Source organism: Actinomyces stomatis, assembly GCF_031292835.1.
GTDB classification, from domain to species: Bacteria; Actinomycetota; Actinomycetes; order Actinomycetales; family Actinomycetaceae; genus Actinomyces; species Actinomyces stomatis.
Map to the genome: position 1 here is coordinate 119,849 of NZ_JASPEP010000005.1, position 23,336 is coordinate 143,184.

Sequence of the window (23,336 nt, forward strand, 5' to 3'; positions counted from 1 at the left end):
CGTTCAGCGCGAGGCCATGGCCGCGGGGGAGGCCGTCCGGCTGCCGGAGCCGGCCGTGGGCGACGCTGCCGACTGCGCGGCGGAGCGGGTGACGTACTGAGCGGCCGGTGTCATGGTGATGGGCTGGGTCTCAACGGGCCGGGGGCGTACGTCAGTGTGCGCGGCGCTCAGGCGTGCGCCGCTCCAGGACTGGGCGGTCTGCTCCTCGTGGGCGACGGCGCCGGTCGGTTCGACTGCCGGCTGCGAGGCGGGGACGACGTCGTCGGGGGCCGTGGCGAGCTCGAGCTCAGCGGGGGTGTGCCGCGGCACCCGGAAGCGGACGTCGACAATGGTGGTGTCGTTGACCAGGTCGAGGCGCTGGACCTCCACCGAGCGGACCTGCCCGCCCAGGGTGCGCTCCAGGTGGGCGATGAGCGCGGTCTCGTTGGTGATCGCGTGGTCGAGGACGATCACCTGATGGCGGTTGCGGCGCATGAGCGCGGGGTGGTCACCGACCCACAGGGCCGCGACGACGGTGCCCATGAGGGCCGCCACCATCCCGATCGGCGCGGTCTGGATCCCGCCGAGCAGGCCCAGGGCCAGGGCCGCGAAGAAGTAGGCCACCTCGTGCTGGGCCAGCTCGGTGGAGCGCAGACGGATGATGGACAGGACGCCGAAGAGCCCCAGGCCCAGGCCGGCCGCGACGCTCGCCGTCGACAGCAGCAGGGTGACGGCCAGGACGCCCACGTTGACGCCGATGTAGGCGGCCATGAGGTCCTTGCGCGAGTGGCGTGGGGCGTAGAGCGCCCCGACCAGGACAGCGAGGGCGATCAGGTCGGCGGCGATGTAGGTCAGGGTGGTCAGGCTCATCGGGAGGCTCCTGTCGGGTCATTCGGACCGGTGACGGGGCCTGACCGCGGGGTGGCAGCAGGGGTGAGCCCTCAGCGCGCCGCGGTGCCGTGCGGCTCCGTCCGGTGAGAAACAGTCAACGGGCGCATTCCATGAGCGGGCTGTGAACAGGGCATGGGGGAGGCATGACTTGCCGTGCCGCGGCATGAGACGGCGAACAGCGCCTCCGGAGGCGGGCGGTGCCCGTGACCTCCCGGAGGCGCTGGTGAGGGGTGAGGCGGAAGCGTGGCGGCTGCGGCTCAGGCCGCGAGCTGACGAGACTGGGCCTGACGCCAGTAGCGCCCCAGATCCCGCTTGATGGTGCGGTTCCACCGGTTGGTGGGCAGGTTCGCGTACAGCAGCGCCATGCCGGTGGCGTACTTCGAGATGCGGGCCGGCCGATGCCCCTGATGCCACAGGAGGCGGTCCGTGGGGGAGGCCGTGGAGGGGTTCTTCGTCTCGACGACGTTGAGGTGATCCACTGAGACGCCCTGCTCGAGGCGCTTCCCATCAGGGCCGAACAGGTCCCAGGTGAGCTGGGTGTCGAAGGTGGCGCGGGCCTCGTCGTGGGGCAGGTGCAGGGTGGTGCGGCTGTAGGTGGAGTCCATGACCGGGACGAGGGCGTCGGCGATCATGCGCGCGTCGTCCGGAGAACAGGTGGAGGACTCCACGAGACGCTCGATGACGAACAGGCGACCGTCGGGCGTGATGCGGTCGGCGTCGTCGGGGTCGTACTTGAAGCGGTCCTTGACCGTGGACTCGCGTGAGCCGTTGGTCTTGACCTCCAGGAAGCACAGTCCGGAGTCCAGGTAGGTGCGGGTGCGGATCTTGTAACGCCGACGGCGCTTGCGGGCCGCCAGGAAGTAGGCGTCCAGGCCGGGGGTGTCGAAGTAGGTCGAGGCGTAGCGGAAGTGGCGCAGGCCGTCGATCTGGAGGACCTGCGCCCGCGGGGCCAGGTAGCTGATGACGTGCTGGGTGTCGCCGGGGGGCACCAGGTACTTGCGGTCCATGCGGGTCAGGAGGCTCGCCTCGGAGTTGAGCTCGGCGAGGGTGATCGTGTTGATGCCGTCGGTGTTCAGCACGGTGCAGTCCTTTCCGGGATCGGGAGTCACGAGGTGGGGAGGCCGGTGCTGCTGGGTGGCAGCGGTGACGGGAGGCGACGGTGGCTGCGTGGTGGGTACGCGGTGTCTACGTGGTGGCGCCACCGGCGAGGAGGGCCGGCCGGTCAGTTGTAGTGGGGCTGCACCATGGACGGTGGGGCGCTCACCGGAGCAGGCTGCTGGGAGGCTTGCTGCTGGCGGTGACCGGTGATCCAGTCGTACCGGGGTGGGGCGGTGGCCGCTCTCGCGGCGCTGTCGGCCACGGGGGCCTCGGGCCAGAGCTGCTGACTGGTGGACTGAGCCTGAGCCTGAGCCTGAGCGGGGGCCTGAGTGAGTGCCTGAGGCGGAGTCTCCTGGACCAGGTGGGGAACCCGCGGCGTCTCCGCCTGATGCACCTGGGCGGCCTGCGGCGGAGCCGGCGTCGCTGTGCGGGACCGAGGATGCAGCCGGTAGTGGACCTCCACGATGGTGGTGTCGTTGACCAGGTCCAGGCTCTTGAGGTCGACGCTGCGCACCTGGGCGCCGAGCAGGTCCTCGAGCTCGGTGATGAGCTCGTTCTCGTTGCTGATGGCCCGGTCGAGGGTGACGGTCTGGTTGCGGTTGCGGCGCATGAGCGCCGGGTGGTCTCCCACCCACAGGGAGGCGAGGATGAGGGCCATGAGAATGGTGACGATGATGAGGTGGGTCTTGATGCCGCCGAGCAGGCCCAGGGCCAGGGCCGCGAAGAAGTAGGCCACCTCCCCCTGGGCCAGGGAGGAGGAGCGCAGACGGATGATGGAGAGAACACCGAAGAGCCCCAGGCCGAGGCCGGCTCCGACGTTGTCGCTCGTTGACAGTAGAAGAGTGACGGCCAGGACGCCCACGTTGACGCCGATGTAGGCGGCCACGAGGTCGCGGCGACCGTGGCGGGGAATATAGAGGGCTCCGACCAGGAGCATGAGTGCCACCAGGTCGGCACCGATGTAGGCCAGTGTCAGTGGTAGATCGTGCAACACCTGCTGCATGAGGATGTCCTTGGGGGAGGGGGCTGGGAACCGTATTATTACGTTATCATAACGACAAATCAGTCTCTATAAAAAGCGCTAGAGCGTGAGCCTCTTGTTCGGTGTGAGGCTGCGTACTCTCACTCCGACCCTCAGTGCTTCTGCGGCTGCCTTCGGTCTCGTTGTGCGCCGCAGGTGGGAGGCGGAGACCGATGTGGTCGTTGTCAATGCCGTCAGCTGTCAGGTCTTGGTCGCTTGCTGGGTGTTTGCTGGGTGTGGCGACACGCCGAACGGGCACCTCTGAGAGGGTGAATTCTGCGTCTTCATCCCCAGGGCTGGGGGTAGAGCGCCGACGGCGGCGGCCCCTCCCTGTGGTTAAGGGGGCCGAATAGATGTCACATCCGTGCAGGACCATCGTTGTGCGGATTGTGGAGGTGGGGCCGAGCGTCGCCGGCGAGGCGCCCGCGGACTGTCTCCACCAGCCGTCCACAGTGCGGTGAGTGTTTTCCACAGAGGGGAGGGGTGGTGTGCACAGGACCACGTTGGACACAGCATCTTGGGGTGATGGACCCGGATCACCCCAAGGGGTAGTGTCTTGCTCCGCGGGGCCGTTCTGGCCTCCCGTGAATGACAAGCGTGTGGTGCCGCCGGCGCAGTCCCTGCCCAGGGACGGGCCGCAGTCACCGCCACCCGACCCTGAGGAAGAGACGGACATGGCGATCACCATCTACAGCAAGCCCAACTGCGTCCAGTGCACGGCCACCTACCGCGCTATGGACAAGGCCGGCCTGTCCTACGAGACGGTGGACATCTCCGTGGACGCCCAGGCCCTCGAGCAGGTCAAGTCCCTGGGGTACGCCCAGGCTCCCGTCGTCGTCGCCGGAGAGGACCACTGGTCCGGTTTCCGTCCGGACAAGATCAAGACCCTCGCCCTGGCCGTCGAGTCCGTCGCGGTCTGAGACCGCGGGGGCGCACTGTGAGTAACAGGCCCCTGCTGGTCTACTTCTCCTCCACCTCGGAGAACACGCACCGATTCGTGGGCAAGCTCGGCTTCCCGACGGCGCGCATCCCTCTGAGGCGCACGGAGCCGCCACTGACCGTGGACGAGGAGTACGTCCTGGTCGTGCCCACCTACGGTGGCGGCTCCGTCAAGGGGGCGGTGCCCAAGCAGGTCATCGCCTTCCTCAACAACCCGGACAACCGGGCCCTGTGCCGGGGCGTCATCGCCTCGGGCAACACCAACTTCGGCCAGGCCTACTGCCTGGCGGGTGACATCATCGCCAGCAAGCTGGGGGTGCCGTTCCTGTACCGCTACGAGCTGCTCGGCACTCCCACGGACGTCGCACGCGTCAAAGAAGGATTGGAAGACTTTTGGCAGACACGCTGACGGACACCGGCTCAGAGACCGTGTCCTCCCCGGATCTGGACTACCACGCGCTCAACGCGAAGCTGAACCTCTACGACGCGAACGGCAAGATCCAGTTCGACGCCGACCATGAGGCGGCTCGGCAGTACTTCCTCCAGCACGTCAACCAGAACACGGTCTTCTTCCACGACCTGGAGGAGAAGCTCGAGTACCTGGTCGAGGAGGGCTACTACGAGGGCCACATCCTGGACAAGTACTCCCCGGAGTTCGTCAAGACCGCCTTCAAGGCCGCCTACGCCCACAAGTTCCGCTTCGAGACCTTCCTGGGCGCCTTCAAGTACTACACGTCCTACACGCTCAAGACCTTCGACGGGAAGCGCTACCTGGAGCGCTTCGAGGACCGTGTCACCATGGTGGCCCTCACCCTGGCCGACGGCGATGAGCAGCTGGCCCTCGACCTCATCGACGAGATGATGTCCGGCCGCTTCCAGCCGGCCACCCCCACCTTCCTCAACGAGGGCAAGGCCCAGCGTGGCGAGCCCGTCTCCTGCTTCCTCGTGCGCATCGAGGACAATATGGAGTCGATCGCCCGCGGCATCAACTCGGCCCTCCAGCTGTCCAAGCGCGGTGGAGGAGTGGCCCTCCTGCTGAGCAACCTGCGGGAGATGGGCGCCCCCATCAAGCGCATCGAGAACCAGTCCAGCGGTGTCATCCCCGTCATGAAGCTGCTGGAGGACTCCTTCTCCTACGCCAACCAGCTCGGGGCCCGCCAGGGCGCGGGGGCCGTGTACCTGCACGCCCACCACCCCGACATCATGCGGTTCCTGGACACCAAGCGTGAGAACGCCGACGAGAAGATCCGCATCAAGACCCTCTCGCTGGGCGTCGTCATCCCGGACATCACCTTCGAGCTGGCCCGCAACAACGAGGACATGTACCTCTTCAGTCCCTACGACGTCGAGCGCGTCTACGGCATGCCCTTCGCGGACATCAACGTCACCGAGAAGTACCGCGAGATGGTGGACGACGGGCGCATCAAGAAGAAGAAGATCAACGCCCGCACCTTCTTCCAGACCCTGGCCGAGATCCAGTTCGAGTCCGGCTACCCGTATGTCATGTTCGAGGACACGGTCAACAGGGCCAACCCCATCAAGGGCAAGGTCGTCATGTCCAACCTGTGCTCCGAGATCCTTCAGGTCTCCGAGCCCAGCGAGCTCAACGAGGACCTCACCTTCGCCCACGTGGGCAAGGACATCTCCTGCAACCTGGGCAGCCTCAACATCGCCAAGACGATGGACTCCCCGGACTTCGCCCGCACCATCCGTACCGCCGTGCGCGGCCTGACCGCCGTCAGCGACCAGACCCACCTGCCCAGCGTGCCCTCCATCGACCGGGGCAACCACGAGTCGCACGCCATCGGTCTGGGGCAGATGAACCTCCACGGCTTCCTGGCGCGCGAGCGCATCCACTACGGCTCCGAGGAGGGCCTGGACTTCACCAACGTCTACTTCGCCAGCGTCCTGTTCGCCGCCCTGACGGCGTCGAACGAGATGGCCGTGGCCCGTGGGGAGAGCTTCGTGGGCTTCGAGGATTCGACCTACGCCAGCGGCGAGTTCTTCGAGAAGTACGTGACCCAGGACTTCGTGCCGGTCACCGAGCGCGTCAAGGAGATCTTCGCGGCCTCCAACGTGCACGTGCCCACACGTGAGGACTGGGCCGAGCTGGCCGACAAGATCAAGAAGGGCGGTCTGTACAACCGCAACCTGCAGGCCGTGCCGCCCACCGGTTCGATCTCCTACATCAACAACTCCACCTCCTCGATCCATCCGATCGTGGCCAAGGTGGAGATCCGCAAGGAGGGCAAGATCGGCCGCGTCTACTACCCGGCGCCCTTCATGACGAATGACAACCTCGAGTACTACCGGGACGCCTACGAGATCGGCCCGGAGAAGATCATCGACACCTACGCCGCGGCCACCCAGCACGTGGACCAGGGGCTGAGTCTCACGCTGTTCTTCCCGGACACGGCCACCACCCGCGACGTCAACCGCGCCCAGATCTACGCCTGGCGCAAGGGCATCAAGACCCTCTACTACATCCGCCTGCGTCAGGCCGCCCTGACCGGTACTGAGGTCGAGGGCTGCGTCTCCTGCATGCTGTGAGGCGGCCACTGTCGGCTGCAGGCCCATGATCGACGTCGGGGCCGAGAGGAAATGGCTCCTCTCGGCCCCGACGTCGTGCTGGATGGGGAGCTATGTGCGTGAACCGCGCTGGTGGTGCGCGAAACCCGGCTCGCCCACCGTCCGGAAGGCTGCCGGGTCTACTTCACAGGGCTACTGCCCTGAGCGACTTGAGTATACCCGACTGGAGCGGTAGTGGTGACAGCGCAAGCGCCGGGCCCACATGACGACACGGGTGCACCGGCGCTTCCTTCCACTCCGCGCCGTAACGCGGCGGCACGTTAACTATATGCCAGCAGTAGCGGCATGGGTCACACGTCTCCGCCCGTCCTTGTGGTGCTGTCAGTTGCCTGCAGGTGACGACTCCTCGGTGTGACGACGCAGCTCACGCACAGTGGTGCGCGGATCCTCCTCGGCCGGGAACCCGCGCAGGCGCCACTGCATGGTCGGCAGGGAGATAGTGATCCTGTGCCAGGAGGCGGTCGTCGCGCTCACGCTGGCGCAGGCCGAGGCGCTATTCGAGCTTGTCGTCAGCGTCGCCGTCGGAATCGGGTTCGTCCTCGGGCTCGCGCCACACCTCGTCGCAGCGGTGGACGCTTGTGGCGATGAGGCGCGCGTTGGGCAGGTCCACGGTGCGCACCCAGTGACCGGCGTCGAGTGCGTTTTTGCCGAAGTCCTCGTGCCGGTTGATGAGCCGCACCACGAGCACCTCCTCAGGCACGTCGATGTGGATGAGGAGGTCGATCCGCTCCCGTACTGCGCCCCAGCCGCGAGTCTCGAGCGCAAGGTAGTTGCCCTCGGTGACGACGACGCCGGTTCCGGAGACGACGCCCCCGGCCGACACCGACTCGTGCAGGTCCCGCCGATAGACCGGGACGAAGACCTGATGGGCGCCGTCGGCTCGCACCCGATCCAGGGCTGCCAGGTAGCCTTCGACGTCGAAGGTGTCCGGGGCGCCCTTGCGGTTGCGGCGCCCCAGGTCGTCCAGGACGGTATCGGACAGGTGGAAGCCGTCCATGGCGATGAGCCCGGCGAAGAGGTCGGCCTCCTTGAGCCTGCCTTCCAGGTCGGCGGCGATCGTTGACTTCCCCGAACCGGGGGCGCCGGTGAGTCCGACGATGAAGCGTTGGGGTGCGTCGTCGGTCGCCAACCGCTGCGTGAGCTGGTCGACGAGGTTGCTGATAAGGGTGGAGGTCTCGCCCACCCGAACCGTGGGGCTCATGGAACTATTATCTCAGTCAACTATCTGACTGAGGAGCGGACGCGGCATCTGTATCCATTGTGATGCCTTGAAGACCGAGCGCCGGGGAGCAGGTGCGGCGGCGCAGTAAAAAGCGGTGTGCTTTAGCGGGTTGAGACGTGATGGCCGCAAAGTTGTGACTGCCGATGTGTCTCGCATCACTGAACGACACTCTTGAGGAATCTAGATTCAGACAACTGTAAGCCTCTTCTCAGAATTCTCTCGAAAGGTCGCCCGTGTCCGCCATCCCTATCCCCAGGGTGCTTGGTACTCCTCGGCGCGCGATAGGTGCTCTTGTCGCACTCGTCGCGCTCGTCGCCACGCTCCTGACGGTCCTGCCCACGCAGGCCCGAGCCGCCATCAACCCGAAGATCGCCGTCTCCGGTCTGTCGCTCGTGGTCTCCAACGCCAACGGTGTCGAGGAGCCGGAGAACACCTCGGTCAAGGTCGATGACATCCTCAAGCTGAAGTTCGCCTGGGATGCCCGCAACGCCAACGCCAAGAGTGGCGACTCCTTCCAGATCCAACTGCCTAAGCAGTTCCGCAACCGGGAGAGCCTCTCCGAGCCGATGAAGGTCTCCCACCAGGGTGCGGAGCACTCCATCGGCGAGTGCGTGATGGACGACCACGCCATCACCTGCACCTTCAACAGCACTCTCGACACCATCGTCGGCCAGGGCTTCACCGGCCTGCGGGGTGACGGGGCGGCGCTGTTGCTGGCCTCTCAGGCCAGCAATTCGGCCAATGTGACGTTCGATGCCAACGGCAAGCAGACCGAGGTGCCCGTGCCCGGCGGCGAGATCGCTGAGAACGTCGGACATGCGCACAAGCCGCAGTGGATGAGCAAGTGGGCCGCCGATATCACCAGCACCTCTAAGACGGTGGACTGGGAGGTGACCTTCGGACCGGACCAGGTCAAGGAGGCGCTTGAGAAGAACGGCCAGTCGCTGACCGTGGACGGCAAGACCCGCTCGACCATCACCTTCTCCGACCAGCTGGGTCCTGGACAGGTCTACGTCCCGAATAAGAGCGACTGGAAGCTGAAGATCGGAACCGCCCAGGGGCGGAACTACATCTACGGTCAGGTCACAGACGCCAGCGGCACCGACCAGGACACCAGTCAGGGCGACTTCGACCTCGATTTCGCCATCCAGGGCAGCACCGCCACCATCACCGTGACCGGCCCCTTCGCGCCGAAGACCAACTATCACATCTACTACTCCTCCACCCCGACCACGGCCGATGGCGTCGTTCAGGCCGGCGTGGAGTACACGAACAAGGCCTCTGTGGTGGGGAGCGGTCTGGAGCACTCCTACTCGGTGCACTACAGCAAGTCCTTCACCATCAATGTTGAGATGAAGCCTGGATTTGGTGGGCTGGACATCACCAAGCTCCTCACCGGGTCCGAGACCGGCAAGGTGCCGGCCGGCACCACCTTCGTGGTGGGTATCAACTACGCCCTGCCCGGTGGTGCCACCGTGGACACCTACCCGGGGTGGAAGGCTCCGGGGACCGTTAACCAGGCCCGCACCGGTGGCACCACCTCCATGACCGTCACCGTTGGTGAGAAGGCCGTGTACAACGGCACCTTCCCGGTTGGGACGGTCCTGACCCTCGACGAGGACACGACGACGGCCTCGGCCACTCCCGCCGGTGTCGCTTGGGGCAGCCACACCTTCGCAGTCGAGGACCAGAACACCAACAGCGTGACCATTGAGGACCAGAAGTCCACGGCCGTGACGCTGCGCAACTCCGCCGATCCCGCCGCTGTGGAGGAGGGTGACTTCACGGTCACCAAGGCTCTGGCCGGTGATGGTGACTTCAGCAAGTCCACCTTCGACTTCACCTACACCTGCACCGACGGCACCGAAGGGTCGCTGACGGTGACCGGGGCCGCGACCTCGGAGAAGTCCAAGAAGGTCAAGGCTGGATCGACCTGCACCGTCACCGAGGACAGCGCCAAGGCCGGTCAGCACGGCTACACGCTGACCGCCCCGGCAGCGCAGACCGTGGCGATCGCCAAGGACCAGACGGCCGCGGTGACGATGACCAACACGTACGCCCGCGACATGGGCACCTTCTCGGTGACTAAGGTCGTCACCGGTCTTGAGTCGGTGGACAACGAGTTCGCCTTCTCCTACACCTGCGACAACAACGTCAAGGGCACGCTGAAGGTCAAGGCCGACGGATCGGTGGCCTCCGGACCCGAGCTGCCCGTGGGCACCAAGTGCACCATCGCAGAGGACGCTCAGTCCGCTCAGGTGAAGGGGTACACCCTGGAGGCGCCCGACTCCCAGGAAGTGACCATCAGTGAGAAGGAGAAGGCGGTGCTCGTGACCTTCACGAACGCCTACACCCCTGAGCCCGAGCCTGAGCCCTCGCCGTCCCCGACGCCTGAGCCCTCGCCGACTCCCAGCGAGACCCCGAAGCCTGAGCCTTCGCCGTCCCCGACGCCGGAGCCCTCGCCGACTCCCAGTGAGACCCCGAAGCCTGAGCCCTCACCGAGCTCTTCGCCGTCCCCGACGCCGTCGCCGTCCCCCAGTGAGCCGGCCTCGCCGTCCCCGACGCCGGAGTCCTCACCGACTCCCAGCGAGACTCCGACGCCTGGTGAGACTCCGACGCCTAGTAAAACTCCGGACCCGAACGAGTCCTCGACGCCGGTGCCCAGTGAGTCGCCGTCTCCCGCTCCGAGCGGTACCCCGAAGCCGAGCGACCCCGCCACGCCTGGTGACCCCTCCTCGCCGAGTGTTACTCCGCCTGCCGCACCCAGCGAGCCGGCGAAGCCCCAGGAGCCCTCTGGAGGCCCTCTGGCCAGCACTGGTGTCAGGATCGGTCTGCCGCTGGGTATCGCCGTGGTTGCCGTGATGGGAGGGGCTCTGCTGGTGAGCCGCCGCCGCGCCTGACATCGGCTGCCAGTCCCCGCTTCTCATCGGGATAGGTCCCCGGGCCCACCTGAGTTCTGCACTCAGGTGGGCCCGGGGCGTCTTGCTTAGCCGGTGGCTGCGCGAGCCGGAGGGGGCGATCACCCGGTGCCGTGTGCCGGAGCGGGATCCTACGGCGGCGCCAGCTCGTCGTCGGCGCAGCATCGTCCGTTTCCTTCTGACCGCCATTTCCCTGGTGCGCACGGGTGCTCCGGTTCGTTGCCGATGGAGTGGCTGCTGGGTGTATCTCGGAGGCTGCTTGTCTTGTGTTTCAGGAGGCCTTCGTCAATTCCGGTACCTCGAGACTCATGTGGAGTAAACACCAGGAGGTTTTTGCTGTGTGGTCTGTGGTGCCTTGTCGTGTTACTCGTGGTTATTGCGGGTACTGGGCTCGTTGTTGGGGGCGCGCCATACTTTGTCGCAGCGGCGGGCGCTTGGGTGATGAGACGGACGTTGGGCGGGTCCACGGTGTGGTCGCCATCGACGCCCCCATTCCGCCCATCTGCTCGGTTAGCGACGAAGTCGTCATCGTCGTCATCATTTCGATGCCTAATGGCCACAGACTCGTGACGCACACCTGAGATTTTCGCCATTGTTATCCGTAAATATGGGATCTAAGTTCAGCGAGTCATCAATTGAGTGTCGGAATTCTCCCGAAAGGTTTGCCGTGTCTCAGATCCCTGCCCCCAGAGCGTTCAGGGTGCCTGTACGTGCATCAGGCGCTCTCCTCCTGCTTGTGGTGATGGTCGCCGCAATGCTGACGGTCCTGCCGATGCAGGCCCGAGCCGCCATCAACCCGAAGATCACCGTCTCCGACCTGTCACTGACTCCTTCCAACGCCAACGGTGAGGAGGACCCGAACAAGACCGCGGTCCAGAGCGGTGACTACCTCAAGCTGAAGTTCAGCTGGGATGCCAGCAAGGCGGACGCCAAGGGTGGGGACTCCTTCGAGATCGGACTGCCCGAGCAGATCCGCAGTAAGGACAAGATCACTGAGTCGATGATGCTCAACCACGATGGCATCAACACGAAGGTGGGTGAGTGCGTGGTGTCCGAGCGCACCATCACCTGCACCTTCAACAGTGAGCTCGACAAGGTGACCGCCCAGGGTTTCAAGGACCTGCGTGGAAACGGGACGTCACTCATGGTGGCTAACGGGGCCACCGACCTCCCCAAGCTGCCGATCAAGGCCAACGGTGTGGACACTCCCGTGGCCGTTCCCGGTGGCAAGATCGGCGCTTACGTCGAAGGCCCCTACAAGCCGGAGAAGGTCACCAAGTGGGCCAGCGACCTGACCGCCGACTCCGACAAGGTGGCTTGGCAGCTGATCTTCGGCCCTGACCAGATCAAGGCGGCTCTCGAGGAGAACGGCCAGTCCCTGACCGTGGACGGCAAGACCCGCTCGACCATCATGTTCACCGACGAGCTCGGCCCCGGGCAGAGCTACGTCACCGCCAAGGACAAGTGGAGGCTGGAGACCGGCACCGCTGAGGGCAAGAATGCCAGTTCCGTCCAGCTCACGGACGCTGCCGGAACGGACCAGAACACCAGTGCGGGCGACTTCGACCTCGATGTCACCATGACCGGCGACGTCGCCTTCATCAAGGTGACCGGCCCCTTCGCACCGCGTAGCAACTACATCGTCCGCTACGAGTCGACCCCGGACACAGAGAATGGCAAGGTTCAGGCCGGTGTGCGGTACAAGAACGACGCCATGGCGCTGGGAACCGGCTTGCGGGGCACCTACGCGGTGCACTACGCCTCGTCCTTCTCCATCAACGTCGAGATGAAGCCCGGATTCGGTGGGTTCGAGATCACCAAGCTCCTCACTGGAACGGAGACCGGCAAGGTGCCGGCCGACACCACATTCAACGTCAGTGTCCACTACGAGCTCCCCGGTGGTGCGAAGGCGAGCGCCTACCCGGACTGGAAGGCCCCAGGCACCCTCAACCAGGACGGTACTGGTGGTGACCTGAAAATGAACCTCGCCATCGGTGCGAAGACCGTGTTCAAAGACATCTTCCCCACCGGAACGGTCCTGACGTTCAACGAGGACCCGACGAAGGCCTCGGTCACTCCCGAGGGTGTCGTCTGGGGTAAGCCGGCCTTCACGGTGAACGGTCAGAGCGCCAGCACCGCGACCATTGCGGACCAGGAGCGCGCGTCCGTGACGCTGAGCAACTCCGCGGATGCCGTGCCCGTGGATCACGGTGATTTCACGATCACGAAGGCCCTGGCCGGCGACGGCGACTTCAGCAACTCGACCTTCCTGTTCACCTACAGCTGCACCGACAAGACCGCGGGCTTCCTGATGGTGAAGGGTGGGAAGACCTCGGACACGTCCGAAGAGGTCAAGGCGGGTTCGACCTGCACCGTCACTGAGGTCACCGAATCCGCCTTCCGGACGGGGTACACGCTGACCGCCCCGGAGCCCCAGACCGTCGCCATCGCCCAGGATGAGACGGCCAATGTGACGATGACCAACACCTACACGAAGGCCAAGGGCTCGTTCTCGGTGACCAACACTGTCATGGGTGCCGAGGTCGGAGACAAGGAGTTCACCTTCACCTACACCTGTGACAACGGGGAGAAGGGGACCCTGAAGGTCAAGGCCGATGGCACGGCGGTCAACGGCCCGGAGCTGCCCGTGGGTACTGAGTGCACCATTGAGCAGGACGTGAACACGGCACAGGTCGATGGATACACCCTCAAGGCCCCCGCATCTCAGAAGGTGATTATTGGCGAGAAGATGCTGGCCATGAACTTCGCCGGCACCTACACCGCTCTTGAGGTGCCGACGCCGGAGCCGACCGCTGACGCGAGCGTGAAGCCGACTGCTGAGCCGACTGCGGACGCGACTGCTGCTCCGAGTGCGGACCCGGCTGCTGAGCCGACCGCCGACGCAAGCGCAGAGCCGGGCGCCAAGCCCAGCGCTGACGCCAGTGCGGATCCGAACGCTAAGCCCAGCGCTGACGCGAGCGTGAAGCCGACTGCTGAGCCGACTGCGGACGCGACTGCTGCTCCGAGTGCGGACCCGGCTGCTGAGCCGACCGCCGACGCCAGTGCGGATCCGAACGTCAAGCCCAGCGCTGACGCCAGCGTGAAGCCGACCGCTGAGCCGACTGCTGCTCCGAGTGCGGACCCGGCTGCTGAGCCGACCGCCGACGCAAGCGCAGAGCCGAACGCCAAGCCCAGCGCAGACGCGAGTGCGGACCCGGCTGATAAGCCGGCTGATGAGGCGAGCGCTGCCCCGAGCGCAAGCGCGAGTGCCTTTGTCTCTGCGAGTGACCCGTCGTCGTCCGACGCGACTCCGCAGGTCACGCCCACCAACTCGGCGGCACCGACCCCGGCTCCCGGGGCTCCCAGTAGCCCTGCGGGGGGTCCGCTGGCCAGCACTGGTGTCAGGATTGGTCTGCCGCTGGGTATCGCCGTGGTTGCCGTGATGGGAGGGGCTCTGCTGGTGAGCCGCCGCCGCGCCTGACGTCGGCTGCCAGTCCCCGCCTCTCATCGGGATAGGTCCCCGGGCCCACCTGAGTGCAGAACTCAGGTGGGCCCGGGGCGTCTTGCGCTCCAGCAGCCGAGCAAGCCGGAGAGGGGAATGATGCCCATCCCGGGTGCCGGAGCGAGGCCCTAAGGTGGCGCCATGGCTCATCGTCGACGCAGCATCATCCGGTTCCTGTTCACCGCGCTCTTCCTGGCGCGCCCAGGTGAATCGGTCCGGCTGTGATGAGGCTGGTGGACGGGGCAGCCCTCCCGAGGCGCATGATTCTGACAGGCACTTCAGTCGCTTTATCTCTCGACCGTGTCGGACCGAAGGACTGCTGGAACGGAAGGCGTGCGCTTCCAGATGGAAGCGGGTGACTTTGATGACGGATTCCCATCCGTCGAGGGTGAGAAGATACTCGAGGCAGCACGGAATTCCGCCTCTTAGCGATGGTGATGATATGAATCGGGTACGTGCCTGTGGCAGGAGAGGCTGTCGGGATTTCTTGACGCGGCGGAGTGACGTCTGATGAGTGTTCGACGTCGTGAGGTACTGGTGCTGGGCGTCTCCTCTGTCGCGTTCGGAGTAGCGGGGTGCTCGCCCGGCGTTTTTGCGCGCAATAGGAGGAAGCGGAAGGTGCGTCAGTACCTCTCCGGGCTTGACGCGGTCGTATCTGCGCAGGTGGATGTGCGCGCGGAGTTCTTAGCGTCAGACCGTTGGATGGTGGATGTGGTGCTCAAGGACAACCCGTCTGCTGAATCAGTGGCGACGGTTGTGCGTGACGCCTACACCAAGGTGCGGAACCTGGCCAGGGTTGACGAGGTGAATATGCATGTCTCCTGGGATCAGGGTGAGACCTCCGTGTTCTGCAACCTGCCGATGAAGGATGCTGACAAGGCGGCCTCCGCTACGGTGGAGGCGGTATCGCCCGGCATGGAGCGAGTGCAGGTCGCCGAAAAGAGAATATCCTTCGGATACCGGACTGCTGAGACTCTCCCGGATCATTTCATCCTGTCGCCCACCTCCCCGGCGCTGAGCCTCGACTCATTCGAGATCGAGCAGAGCATTCTGATTGGGCGGTCGTACTGCTTCGTCTCTCACGCCAAGGGCAAGGACGTCACGTCCGTGCCGATCAAGCGTGCGCTGGAAGCCATTCCCTCCGACAAGCGATACGGAGCGGTCGTGAGCCTGGAGGCGGAGGATGAGGATCGCCATCAGACCCGTCTGACAGTGAGGGGATTGGGGCAGTACGGGCAGGACGTGGATGTTCAGTCCGCCGCTGCGGTTCTGGCCACGGTCCTCGGCAACCAGGTGCTCCAGCGGGTGGAGCTGAGTACCGCGGTGGAAGACAGCAATCAGCCCACGACGGTCGTCTTCGACATGAAGTCCGGTGCCGTGGTCGGCCAAGGCGACCCGCCCGAGCAGGGCGCGCCCATCCTCGCAGCCGCCCAGCAGGCGGCTGCCTCTCCATCCTGATGAGGAGCGGCCCCGAAGGCGTCCCTGCCGTGGTCACGTATGCCAGATATCAACATGGAAAGGGGAGTGAGATCGATGAGTATTCGACGTCGAGAGGTGTTGGCACTGGGTGTCGCGTTTCTGGCCTTCACCGTGGGTGGATGCTCGCCGTTCGCTGTTGCGCGCAGCAAGAAGAAGAGGAAGGTGCGCAAGTATCTTTCCGGGCTTGATGGCGTGACATCTGTTGAGATGTATGTCAGCCCGAACCTCATGTCCGATGATCGCTGGTCTGTGACTGTGAATCTCAAGGATGATCCTGCGCAGGACTCAGTCCTTGCGATCGTTCGCGATGCTCGCAATGAAGTAGTGGAACTGGTTGATAGTGACGAGGTGGGTATTGAAGTCAGGTGGGTTCAGGGGGCGACGTCGATGTCCTGCAACCTGCCGATGAATGATCCCGAGAAGGCGGTGTCGACAGCCATGAAGGTGGTCTCTTCTGAAATTGAGAGTGTGGGGCTCACTGAGGAGCGAATCACGCTTCGCTATAATGAAGTACAGACCCTTCCGGATGACTTCATCCTGCCGAAGACGTCTCCGATCGCGAGCGTTGGTTCACTGGAGACCGAGCAGGATGTCAGGGTCAACTCATTGTATTGCGTCATCACGCACTCCAGTGGTGTCGATCTCACTTCTGTGCCGCTCAAGAAAGTGTTGGATGCTGTTCCATCGGATAAGCGATCTGACGGGGCGTTCGTGCGCCTGGACGCGGCTGATGTCGTCAATCATCGGCCCGGTTTGGTCGTCAATGGACTGGGGAAGTATGAGGATGGTGTGGATGTTTCGTCCGCCGCTGCTGTTCTGGCGACGGTCCTCGGCAACCAGACCCTTGAGAGGGTCGAACTGGGCACGCAGATCAATGACGACTACGAATCCAAGAGCGTCACCTTCGGTATGAAGTCCGGTGCCGTGGTCGGCAAGGGAGACCCACCCGAGCAGGGCGCGCCCATCCTCGCCGCCGCCCAGCAGGCGGCTGCCTCCTCGTCATAACAGTTGTTCCAAGGGAATTGCGGTCAGTCTGTGCCCAGCTGGAGCCGGTCCCAGGATCGGAGGGTGACCCAGGCGCCGATCGCGGCGGTCATCACCGGTGTCGCCAGCAACGGCGTGCTGACCTCCGTCTGGTGCGAGGCCCACACGATCGGGATGGACCACGGGACGTAGGAACCGAGCCCGAACCCTGCGGCAAGATTGGCGACGACGAGGATCACCAGCGTGAGCCCGATACCGGCCAGGTAGCCGCGCCACCGCGTCGCCGCCCACATGACCGGCAGCACGCTTGCGCCCAGCAGGGCGGCAACGAGCATCAGTGCCGTGCAGCACCCGGCGGCCCCCTCCGGTCCCAGGCCGAGCAGCAGCCCCGCCGTTGTGAGCGCTCCTGCTTCAACAGCTCCCAGGATGGTCGCCCAGGTCAGAACCACCGCCATCTTCGCCGCCGCGATGATGCCCAAGGGAGGCGGAATCGCGAACAGGCCGACGACGGTGCCGTCGACGAACTCCCGCCCCGTACTCCATGACATCACCACGCCCACGGCCAGGAGCATCGTTACGCTCACACTCGTCGCCCCCAGGGCCGTGTAGCCGTCCCAGCCGGGCGAGGTCACCATTGAGGCGGCCTTTCGACCCAGATCAGTATCTCCGGCGTGCATCGCGGCGGCATACCCGCCGACCGTGGTCGCCATGACCAGAACGAGGGCGGCCGCCGTCGCTACGCGCACGACCGTGCCCCGAGCCAGCTTGTGGGCCTCGAGACCGATCACGACCCCGACGGTGCTGCGATCCATGGCCATTAGGAGACCTCCGTCCGTTCGCGATTCGCCTCCGTGCGGGCGTCCGGCCCCGCCCCTGACTCCAGGACAGTGCTGTCTGCGGCCAGGTCCGCCGCCAGGACGGCGTCGAAGAAGACTCTCTCAAGGTCGGTGCCTCCGGGGCGGCCGGGTTCCTCAGGCACGATCGTGTCGATGATCCGCCCCCGGTGCAGGACGTCGACACGGTCCGCGATGCGCGTGAGCTCATCGAAGTGGTGCCCGGTCACCAGCACCGTTCCGCCGCGCCCGGTCACCTCCCGCAGAAGATCCCTGAATCCGACGACCGCCAGCGGATCGAGCCCATTGGTCGGCTCATCGAGGATGACGACGTCCGGTTCATGCGCCAGGGCGCCGATGAGCCCCACTTTCTGGCGCGTCCCCAGTGACAGGCGGCGTGCGGGCGCATTGAGCCAACCGGTCAGCGCCAGCGCCTCACTCATCCGTTGCACTGCCCGCTCGGTGCGCTCAGGATCGGCGCCGTGGAGCCGGATGGACGCCTCGATGTTCTGCCGAGCCGTGAGCTCGGGGTAGGAGAAGGGCCTCTCCACCAGATGGCCCACCCGCCGCCAGACATCCCTGGGGGAGGAGGCGATGTCGCGGCCGTGCAGAAGAACCCTGCCGGCGTCGGGACGCAGCATGCCCAGGATAACGCGCAGAGCCGTGGTCTTCCCGGCGCCGTTGAGACCCACGATGGCGCGACACTCGCCGTCGGCGAGTGAGAGGCTGAGGTCGCGCAGAACAGGCTTCCCCCGCAGGGCGACGTGGACGCCCGCAACCTCCAGGGCCGCTGGTGCCGTACCGCTCATGCTTCCCCCAGCAGGCTGAAAAGACCCCGACTGAGGGTTGCTGCCGCATCGGCCGCCCCGGTGTCGGCTGCATTGCTCTCGCCGGCCCAGGCGAGCAGGAGGCTGCTCGCCGCTCCCATGACGGCTCCGGCCGCGGCCCGCGCCGCCGCGTCGTCCACCCCGGGAGCGGCAAGTGCCGCGGCGATGGCGCGCTCGGTCTCCTGACCCGCGGTTCGCACGGCGGCCGCCAGCGACGGGGTGAGGGCTGCCAGCCGAATGCGTTCATGGAACTCTTGGGAGGACATCTCCTTGCGCGCCGACTCCTGACTCATCGCCGCAACGAGGCCCCGCACGGCTCGGGTCAGTGGCCGCCACCGCTGCGGCTGAGCGCGCACCGCCTCGGCGATGAGCGGATTGAACAGGTCGCTCACCACCACGGCCTCCTTGGTGGGGAAGTGGCGGAAGAAGGTCATGTGAGAGACCCCGGCGGCCTTGGCGATCGCGGTGACCGGGACGGCGTCGAACCCCTGCTCGGTGAACATCCGCAGTGCGGTGCGCCGAAGCAGGTCGGCGGTGGAGGCGCGTGGGCTCATGTAAAAAATGTTAGTCACTCACATTGTGTGAGTCAATAACATCTCTGGTCGTCCTCCCGTCCGGAAGCCCCCGACGGCAGGAGCGCGGCGGGCACCACAGTCGCCAACCGGTCGGGCGTCACTGCTAGCCGGTGGTCTCGTCGGTAGCATGAGGCCAGCGCAGCCAACCCCGGGAGGAAACCGATGCACGAGCCCATCAAGCTGGTCGACCGTGTCCAGGCCATCAACTGGAACCGCCTGGCCGATGACAAGGACCTCGAGGTCTGGGACCGCCTCACCGGCAACTTCTGGCTGCCCGAGAAGGTGCCGCTGTCCAATGACGTGCAGTCCTGGGCCACCCTCAACGAGGCTGAGAAGAACATGACCACCCGGGTCTTCACCGGGCTGACCCTCCTGGATACTATCCAGGGCACGGTCGGGGCGGTCTCCCTCATCCCGGACGCCCGCACCCCCCACGAGGAGGCGGTGCTCACCAACATCGCCTTCATGGAATCGGTCCACGCCCGCTCCTACTCCTCGATCTTCTCCACCCTCATCTCGACGGCGGAGATCGACGAGGCCTTCCGCTGGAGCGAGGAGAACGAGAACCTCCAGCGCAAGGCCCGCATCATTCTGGACTACTACCGCGGCGACGACCCCGAGAAGCGCAAGGTCGCCTCCACCATGCTGGAGTCCTTCCTCTTCTACTCCGGCTTCTACGCCCCCATGTACTGGTCCAGCCACGCCAAGCTGACCAACACCGCCGACCTCATCCGCCTCATCATCCGCGACGAGGCCGTCCACGGCTACTACATCGGCTACAAGTACCAGCTCGCCGTGCGTGAGTCCTCGCCCGAGCGTCAGCAAGAGCTCAAGGACTACACCTTCGACCTGCTCATGGAGCTCTACGACAACGAGGAGCAGTACACCGAGGACCTCTACGACGAGCTCGGCCTGACCGAGGACGTTAAGAAGTTCCTGCGCTACAACGCGAACAAGGCCCTCATGAACCTGGGCTACGAGGCGCTCTTCCCGGCCGACGCCGTCGACGTCAACCCGGCGATCCTCGCCTCCCTGTCCCCCAACGCCGACGAGAACCACGACTTCTTCTCCGGCTCGGGCTCCTCCTACGTCATGGGAACGGCCGAGGCCACCCAGGACGAGGACTGGGACTTCTGAGCGCATCCGGGCGGAGACGGGGAGCGCTCCCCCGGACGGGCTCCCCATGGTGGAGATGGCGCGTGCGGCGCACACTTTCGCTGTTCCCAGCGCGCCAGAAAGGAACTCCCATGCGCTCCTCCGTCAAAGTTCTCTCCGTCGCCGCCGCCCTCGCCATGGCTGTTGGACTGTCCGCCTGCGATGAGCAGGACATCGCTCAGCCCTCACCCGGTGGCGCCTCCGCGACCAGCTCCGCCGAGACTGACTCGGACGCCTCGGACACCACCCCCTCCGAGGACTCCAAGGATGCCAAGGACTCCAAGAGCAAGGGTGGCGAGACCACCAAGTCCGGCTCCACAATTCAGAACATCAAGCCGGTGACCTTCAAGGATGAGGAAATCGGTCTCACGCAGACCTGCGACAAGGTGGTCGAGGACTACGCCGCACCGAAGTACAAGAAGACCCACGAGTCAGACACCGTCTACCTGCTTCACTGCACGCTCGAATTCAGTGGAGACATCGCTTACAGCAGCACACTCTCAGACTCCACCTCACTCCAGGACAAAACGAAATCCACTAGCAAGGCGGACGAGTACGGAGCGCTGGTGGCCGACGACCTGAAGGATGACGGTCTCGAGCCCTTCGACTCCGAGGACTCCGGCTCCACGAAGGTTGAGGGCTGGCTCGCCTTCGCCGCTGTGTCGGAGTCGAGCGCACTGAAGCCCTTCTCCGAGGGCACCACCAGCATCGTATACAACCGCGAGGCCGGAAAGGGCATCCAGTCCGGCAAGCAGTACCCGGCCTACTCCGACACCCAGGACCTCGTGCTGAAGTAGATCTGATGACACTGTTCCCTCGGCGGCCTTGAGATCCCCGCCGACGTCGTTCCCCGGCTGCCGCGTCCTCCGTTCCCACGGGTCCGAAGGACGCGGCAGCGCGTGAGGCAGTGGCATGCGGCGGTTCAGCCGGCCTCCGGCGCCCCCCCATCTTCGGTAACGTGCTGTCATGACGTCATCCGAGGTGACTCGCTCCCGCCCGACGGCACCGCCCGTCTACCGGGACGGCCCGTCCAAGATGTCGGAGGTCGACGCCCGCTCCTGGAGCATCGATGACGTCCTCGACGCCGTCTTCTTCGCCATCGCCGCCGTCGCCACGCTGTGGCTGGCCTGGCTGCTCATCGGCTCAGGCTGGCACCTCGATGCGGCGCTCGTGGTCAACTCGCTGCTGTTCTGGGCGGTCCTGTCCTACCTCGCCCTGCCGCGCCTCCACCAGGTCCTCACCTGGCTCTACGTGCCCGACTACTTCATCGGCCGCACCCGCACCCCCGACGGGCTCCTGGGCGACCCGGTCAACCTCGCCGTCAAGGGCGACGAGGAGGACATTCACGAGGCGATGGTCGCGGCCGGCTGGGTGCGCGCCGACCCCATCACCCTGCGCACCTCCTGGAGGATCGTCATCTCCTCGCTGCTGCGCCGCTCCTACCCGGCCGCCCCCGTCTCCAACCTCATGCTCTTCGGGCGCAAGCAGAGCTTCGCCTACCAGAAGGAGGTCGAAGGCAACCCCGCCCAGCGCCACCACATCCGCTTCTGGTACTGCCCGCCCGGCTGGTCGCTGCCCGGCGGCGGGCACGTGGACTGGCTGGCCGCCGCCACCTACGACCGCGCCGTCGGCCTGAGCGTCCTCACCCTCCAGGTCACCCACAAGATCGACGCCGACATCGACATTGAGCGCAACTACGTCGTCGACGACGTCCGCTGGGCCAGCGAGGCCGCCGAGCTGGAGATCTGGCCGGACTTCTTCACCTCCTACCACGACAAGAATGGGGGAGGGGACCGGGTGGTCACCGACGGCGCCCTCCATGTGCTCGACCTCAATGAGGTGGTCCCCGGCTCCGACGCCGGGCTCTCCCTGCAGCAGGCCCGCCTGGCCGACCTCGAGGCCCGACGGCGCCGCCCCAGCCAGCTCGTCATCGCCCTGGCGCTCATCGGGCTCATGCTCGCGGCTGAGATCCTGCGCGTCGCCCACATCGACATCACCCAGGTGCTGGAGGCCGCCCCGATCCCCGAGGAGGACCCGGCGGTGGTCACCGCCGTCGTCGCCGTCATCGCCACGGTGTCCGCCGGCCTGACGCTCCTGACCGCAGCCCTCGGGGTGGCGGCCTGGCGCGGGCACCCGCGCGGCCGCATCGCCCTCATGGCGACCCTCGTCCTGGGCATTGTCACTGACATGGCTCAGGTCTCCAGTCTCGGGGTCCGGCAGGCGACTCTTGGTCTGGTCGTCACCAGTGCGCTCCAGGTCCTGGCCCTGCTGGCGCTCTCGGGTCGCCAGGTCCACGAGTGGGAGCGCGCCCGCAAGGAGGAGCGTCTCGCCGGCCGCGCGAGTGCGCAGGGCGACCGGGCGGCAGTTAGGCTGGGCTCATGAGCGAGTACCTGGCAGGACCGCAGGACAATGGCGCCGGCAGCGCAGGGCCGGCGGGTCGGTCCGGCCGGCACACCAGCCATGTCAGTCATGTCGACAGGTCCCGGCCCGTCGACGGCGCCCGCGAGCACGTGCGCTTCGGCATCCCCTTCAACGGGGTCCTCCCCATCTGGCACGACGACGCCACCATCACCTGGCACCGGCCCGCCGACGGCACCGACCTGTCCACCGTCCTGGGCATGGGGCTGGTGGAGTCCGAGCCCGGCCCCGCCCAGGCCCCGGCCGGTTGGCAGGAGCGCGTCGAGACCGGCGTCCTCACTGATTCCGGCCGCCTCCTGCTGCTCAAGGCGGCCACGCCGTCGGGCCGCCGCGCCATCAACGACCCCGGTGAGGGCGCCCCCATCCCCCTGGAGGCGCCGCTGAGCTACGGGGAGGCCATGGAGGGGGTCTTCGACATCGTCGGCTTCGGCATCCACATCGGCCGCGTCATGCTTCGCGCCGCCCGCGACGGCGGCATCGTCCTGTTCACCCTGCGTGCGCCGCGCGACCCCGAGCCGCACCACATCCTGTCCGTGCCCGCGAAGGTCGACGACCACGGCATCATGAGCTTCCATCTGGGGACTCTGCAGGAAATGGAGGGCGGCGCCTGGGACTCCGCCACCCACCAGGACGGCATGGCCCTGCTCGATCTCACCATCCCCTACTCCGACCTCGTGGCCGAGGCCGGTCCCAACGGCGAGGAGGGCCTCGACGCCGACAGCGTCCTGGAGATGGCGCAGCCGGTTGTCCAGTGCATCCTCAAACCCGGCTACCCCTTCGCCCTGGGCGCCTCCATACTCCTGCCGCAGGCCGGCTGAGACGAGGGTGGGCTGCGGGCCGGGTTGGGCCGACGTCGCCTGGCCCCAGGGCAGGAGTCGGCAGGGGCAGGCCGTGGAAGGTGAGGCC

At 66.0% G+C, this 23,336-nt stretch carries 19 protein-coding genes; 11 read left to right on the top strand and 8 right to left on the bottom strand.

Annotation, left to right across the window (positions count from 1 at the left end; all coding sequences use genetic code 11):
- Positions 1-3 precede the first annotated feature (3 nt).
- From RIV12_RS05070 to RIV12_RS05080, 3 genes are all read right to left on the bottom strand, one after another.
- The gene (locus RIV12_RS05070; protein ID WP_309322616.1) at positions 4-849 is read right to left on the bottom strand and encodes a DUF4956 domain-containing protein; all 846 of its coding nucleotides are present in this window, start codon (positions 847-849) and stop codon (positions 4-6) included.
- Positions 850-1,127: 278 nt separating this feature from the next.
- Positions 1,128-1,949, bottom strand: coding sequence for a polyphosphate polymerase domain-containing protein (locus RIV12_RS05075; protein ID WP_075418098.1), 822 nt, complete (start codon positions 1,947-1,949; stop codon positions 1,128-1,130).
- A 143-nt stretch (positions 1,950-2,092) separates the two neighbouring features.
- Positions 2,093-2,971, bottom strand: a complete 879-nt coding sequence (locus tag RIV12_RS05080) for a DUF4956 domain-containing protein (RefSeq protein WP_309322618.1) — start codon at positions 2,969-2,971, stop codon at positions 2,093-2,095.
- 692 nt (positions 2,972-3,663) lie between these two features.
- Here RIV12_RS05080 and nrdH point away from each other — a divergent pair.
- The 3 genes from nrdH to nrdE are packed head-to-tail and all read left to right on the top strand — an operon-like array spanning position 3,664 to position 6,478.
- Positions 3,664-3,909: a glutaredoxin-like protein NrdH gene (nrdH, locus tag RIV12_RS05085; RefSeq protein WP_075418100.1), complete on the top strand. Its 246-nt coding sequence runs from the start codon at positions 3,664-3,666 to the stop codon at positions 3,907-3,909.
- A gap of 17 nt (positions 3,910-3,926) precedes the next feature.
- The gene (gene nrdI / locus RIV12_RS05090; RefSeq protein WP_075418101.1) at positions 3,927-4,337 is read left to right on the top strand and encodes a class Ib ribonucleoside-diphosphate reductase assembly flavoprotein NrdI; all 411 of its coding nucleotides are present in this window, start codon (positions 3,927-3,929) and stop codon (positions 4,335-4,337) included.
- Entirely contained in the window at positions 4,322-6,478 is a 2,157-nt protein-coding gene (gene nrdE, locus RIV12_RS05095; RefSeq protein ID WP_309322620.1) for a class 1b ribonucleoside-diphosphate reductase subunit alpha, read from the top strand. Before nrdI ends, nrdE begins: the two co-directional genes overlap by 16 nt.
- Positions 6,479-6,838: 360 nt before the next feature.
- Here nrdE and RIV12_RS05100 read toward each other — a convergent pair whose 3' ends face one another.
- Both RIV12_RS05100 and RIV12_RS05105 read right to left on the bottom strand, forming a co-directional pair.
- Positions 6,839-6,991 carry a hypothetical protein gene (locus RIV12_RS05100; RefSeq protein ID WP_309322622.1) on the bottom strand — a complete coding sequence of 51 codons (153 nt, stop codon included), beginning with the start codon at positions 6,989-6,991 and terminating at the stop codon, positions 6,839-6,841.
- A 19-nt stretch (positions 6,992-7,010) separates the two neighbouring features.
- The gene (locus RIV12_RS05105; protein WP_309322624.1) at positions 7,011-7,718 is read right to left on the bottom strand and encodes a nucleoside/nucleotide kinase family protein; all 708 of its coding nucleotides are present in this window, start codon (positions 7,716-7,718) and stop codon (positions 7,011-7,013) included.
- Positions 7,719-7,972: 254 nt separating this feature from the next.
- Here RIV12_RS05105 and RIV12_RS05110 point away from each other — a divergent pair, with 254 nt between their 5' ends.
- The 4 genes from RIV12_RS05110 to RIV12_RS05125 all read left to right on the top strand — a co-directional run bounded on the left by RIV12_RS05110 (position 7,973) and on the right by RIV12_RS05125 (position 16,643).
- Positions 7,973-10,639, top strand: a complete 2,667-nt coding sequence (locus tag RIV12_RS05110) for a DUF7926 domain-containing protein (RefSeq protein WP_309322626.1) — start codon at positions 7,973-7,975, stop codon at positions 10,637-10,639.
- Between the two features lie 760 nt (positions 10,640-11,399).
- Positions 11,400-14,138 carry a DUF7926 domain-containing protein gene (locus RIV12_RS05115; protein ID WP_309322628.1) on the top strand — a complete coding sequence of 913 codons (2,739 nt, stop codon included), beginning with the start codon at positions 11,400-11,402 and terminating at the stop codon, positions 14,136-14,138.
- A 639-nt stretch (positions 14,139-14,777) separates the two neighbouring features.
- Complete coding sequence (locus tag RIV12_RS05120; RefSeq protein WP_309322630.1) at positions 14,778-15,617, top strand: hypothetical protein; 840 nt, start codon at positions 14,778-14,780, stop codon at positions 15,615-15,617.
- Between the two features lie 75 nt (positions 15,618-15,692).
- Positions 15,693-16,643, top strand: a complete 951-nt coding sequence (locus RIV12_RS05125) for a hypothetical protein (protein ID WP_309322632.1) — start codon at positions 15,693-15,695, stop codon at positions 16,641-16,643.
- Positions 16,644-16,666: 23 nt separating this feature from the next.
- On the opposite strand, the gene RIV12_RS05130 is transcribed toward RIV12_RS05125, so the two are convergent.
- From RIV12_RS05130 to RIV12_RS05140, 3 genes are read right to left on the bottom strand one after another with little or no spacing between them, the layout of a single operon-like run.
- On the bottom strand, positions 16,667-17,440 hold the full coding sequence (locus RIV12_RS05130) for an ABC transporter permease (protein WP_309322634.1): 774 nt from the start codon (positions 17,438-17,440) through the stop codon (positions 16,667-16,669).
- The gene (locus tag RIV12_RS05135) at positions 17,440-18,264 is read right to left on the bottom strand and encodes an ABC transporter ATP-binding protein (protein ID WP_309322636.1); all 825 of its coding nucleotides are present in this window, start codon (positions 18,262-18,264) and stop codon (positions 17,440-17,442) included. The genes RIV12_RS05130 and RIV12_RS05135 overlap by 1 nt, the downstream gene beginning before the upstream one ends.
- Entirely contained in the window at positions 18,261-18,836 is a 576-nt protein-coding gene (locus tag RIV12_RS05140) for a TetR family transcriptional regulator (protein WP_309322638.1), read from the bottom strand. The genes RIV12_RS05135 and RIV12_RS05140 overlap by 4 nt, the downstream gene beginning before the upstream one ends.
- 183 nt (positions 18,837-19,019) lie before the next feature.
- Here RIV12_RS05140 and nrdF point away from each other — a divergent pair, with 183 nt between their 5' ends.
- The 4 genes from nrdF to RIV12_RS05160 all read left to right on the top strand — a co-directional run bounded on the left by nrdF (position 19,020) and on the right by RIV12_RS05160 (position 23,248).
- Complete coding sequence (gene nrdF, locus RIV12_RS05145) at positions 19,020-19,994, top strand: class 1b ribonucleoside-diphosphate reductase subunit beta (RefSeq protein ID WP_075419152.1); 975 nt, start codon at positions 19,020-19,022, stop codon at positions 19,992-19,994.
- A gap of 110 nt (positions 19,995-20,104) precedes the next feature.
- On the top strand, positions 20,105-20,809 hold the full coding sequence (locus tag RIV12_RS05150) for a hypothetical protein (protein WP_075419151.1): 705 nt from the start codon (positions 20,105-20,107) through the stop codon (positions 20,807-20,809).
- A 169-nt stretch (positions 20,810-20,978) separates the two neighbouring features.
- Positions 20,979-22,394, top strand: a complete 1,416-nt coding sequence (locus RIV12_RS05155; protein WP_309322640.1) for an LssY C-terminal domain-containing protein — start codon at positions 20,979-20,981, stop codon at positions 22,392-22,394.
- Complete coding sequence (locus RIV12_RS05160; RefSeq protein ID WP_309322642.1) at positions 22,391-23,248, top strand: hypothetical protein; 858 nt, start codon at positions 22,391-22,393, stop codon at positions 23,246-23,248. The genes RIV12_RS05155 and RIV12_RS05160 overlap by 4 nt, the downstream gene beginning before the upstream one ends.
- Positions 23,249-23,336: the final 88 nt, after the last annotated feature.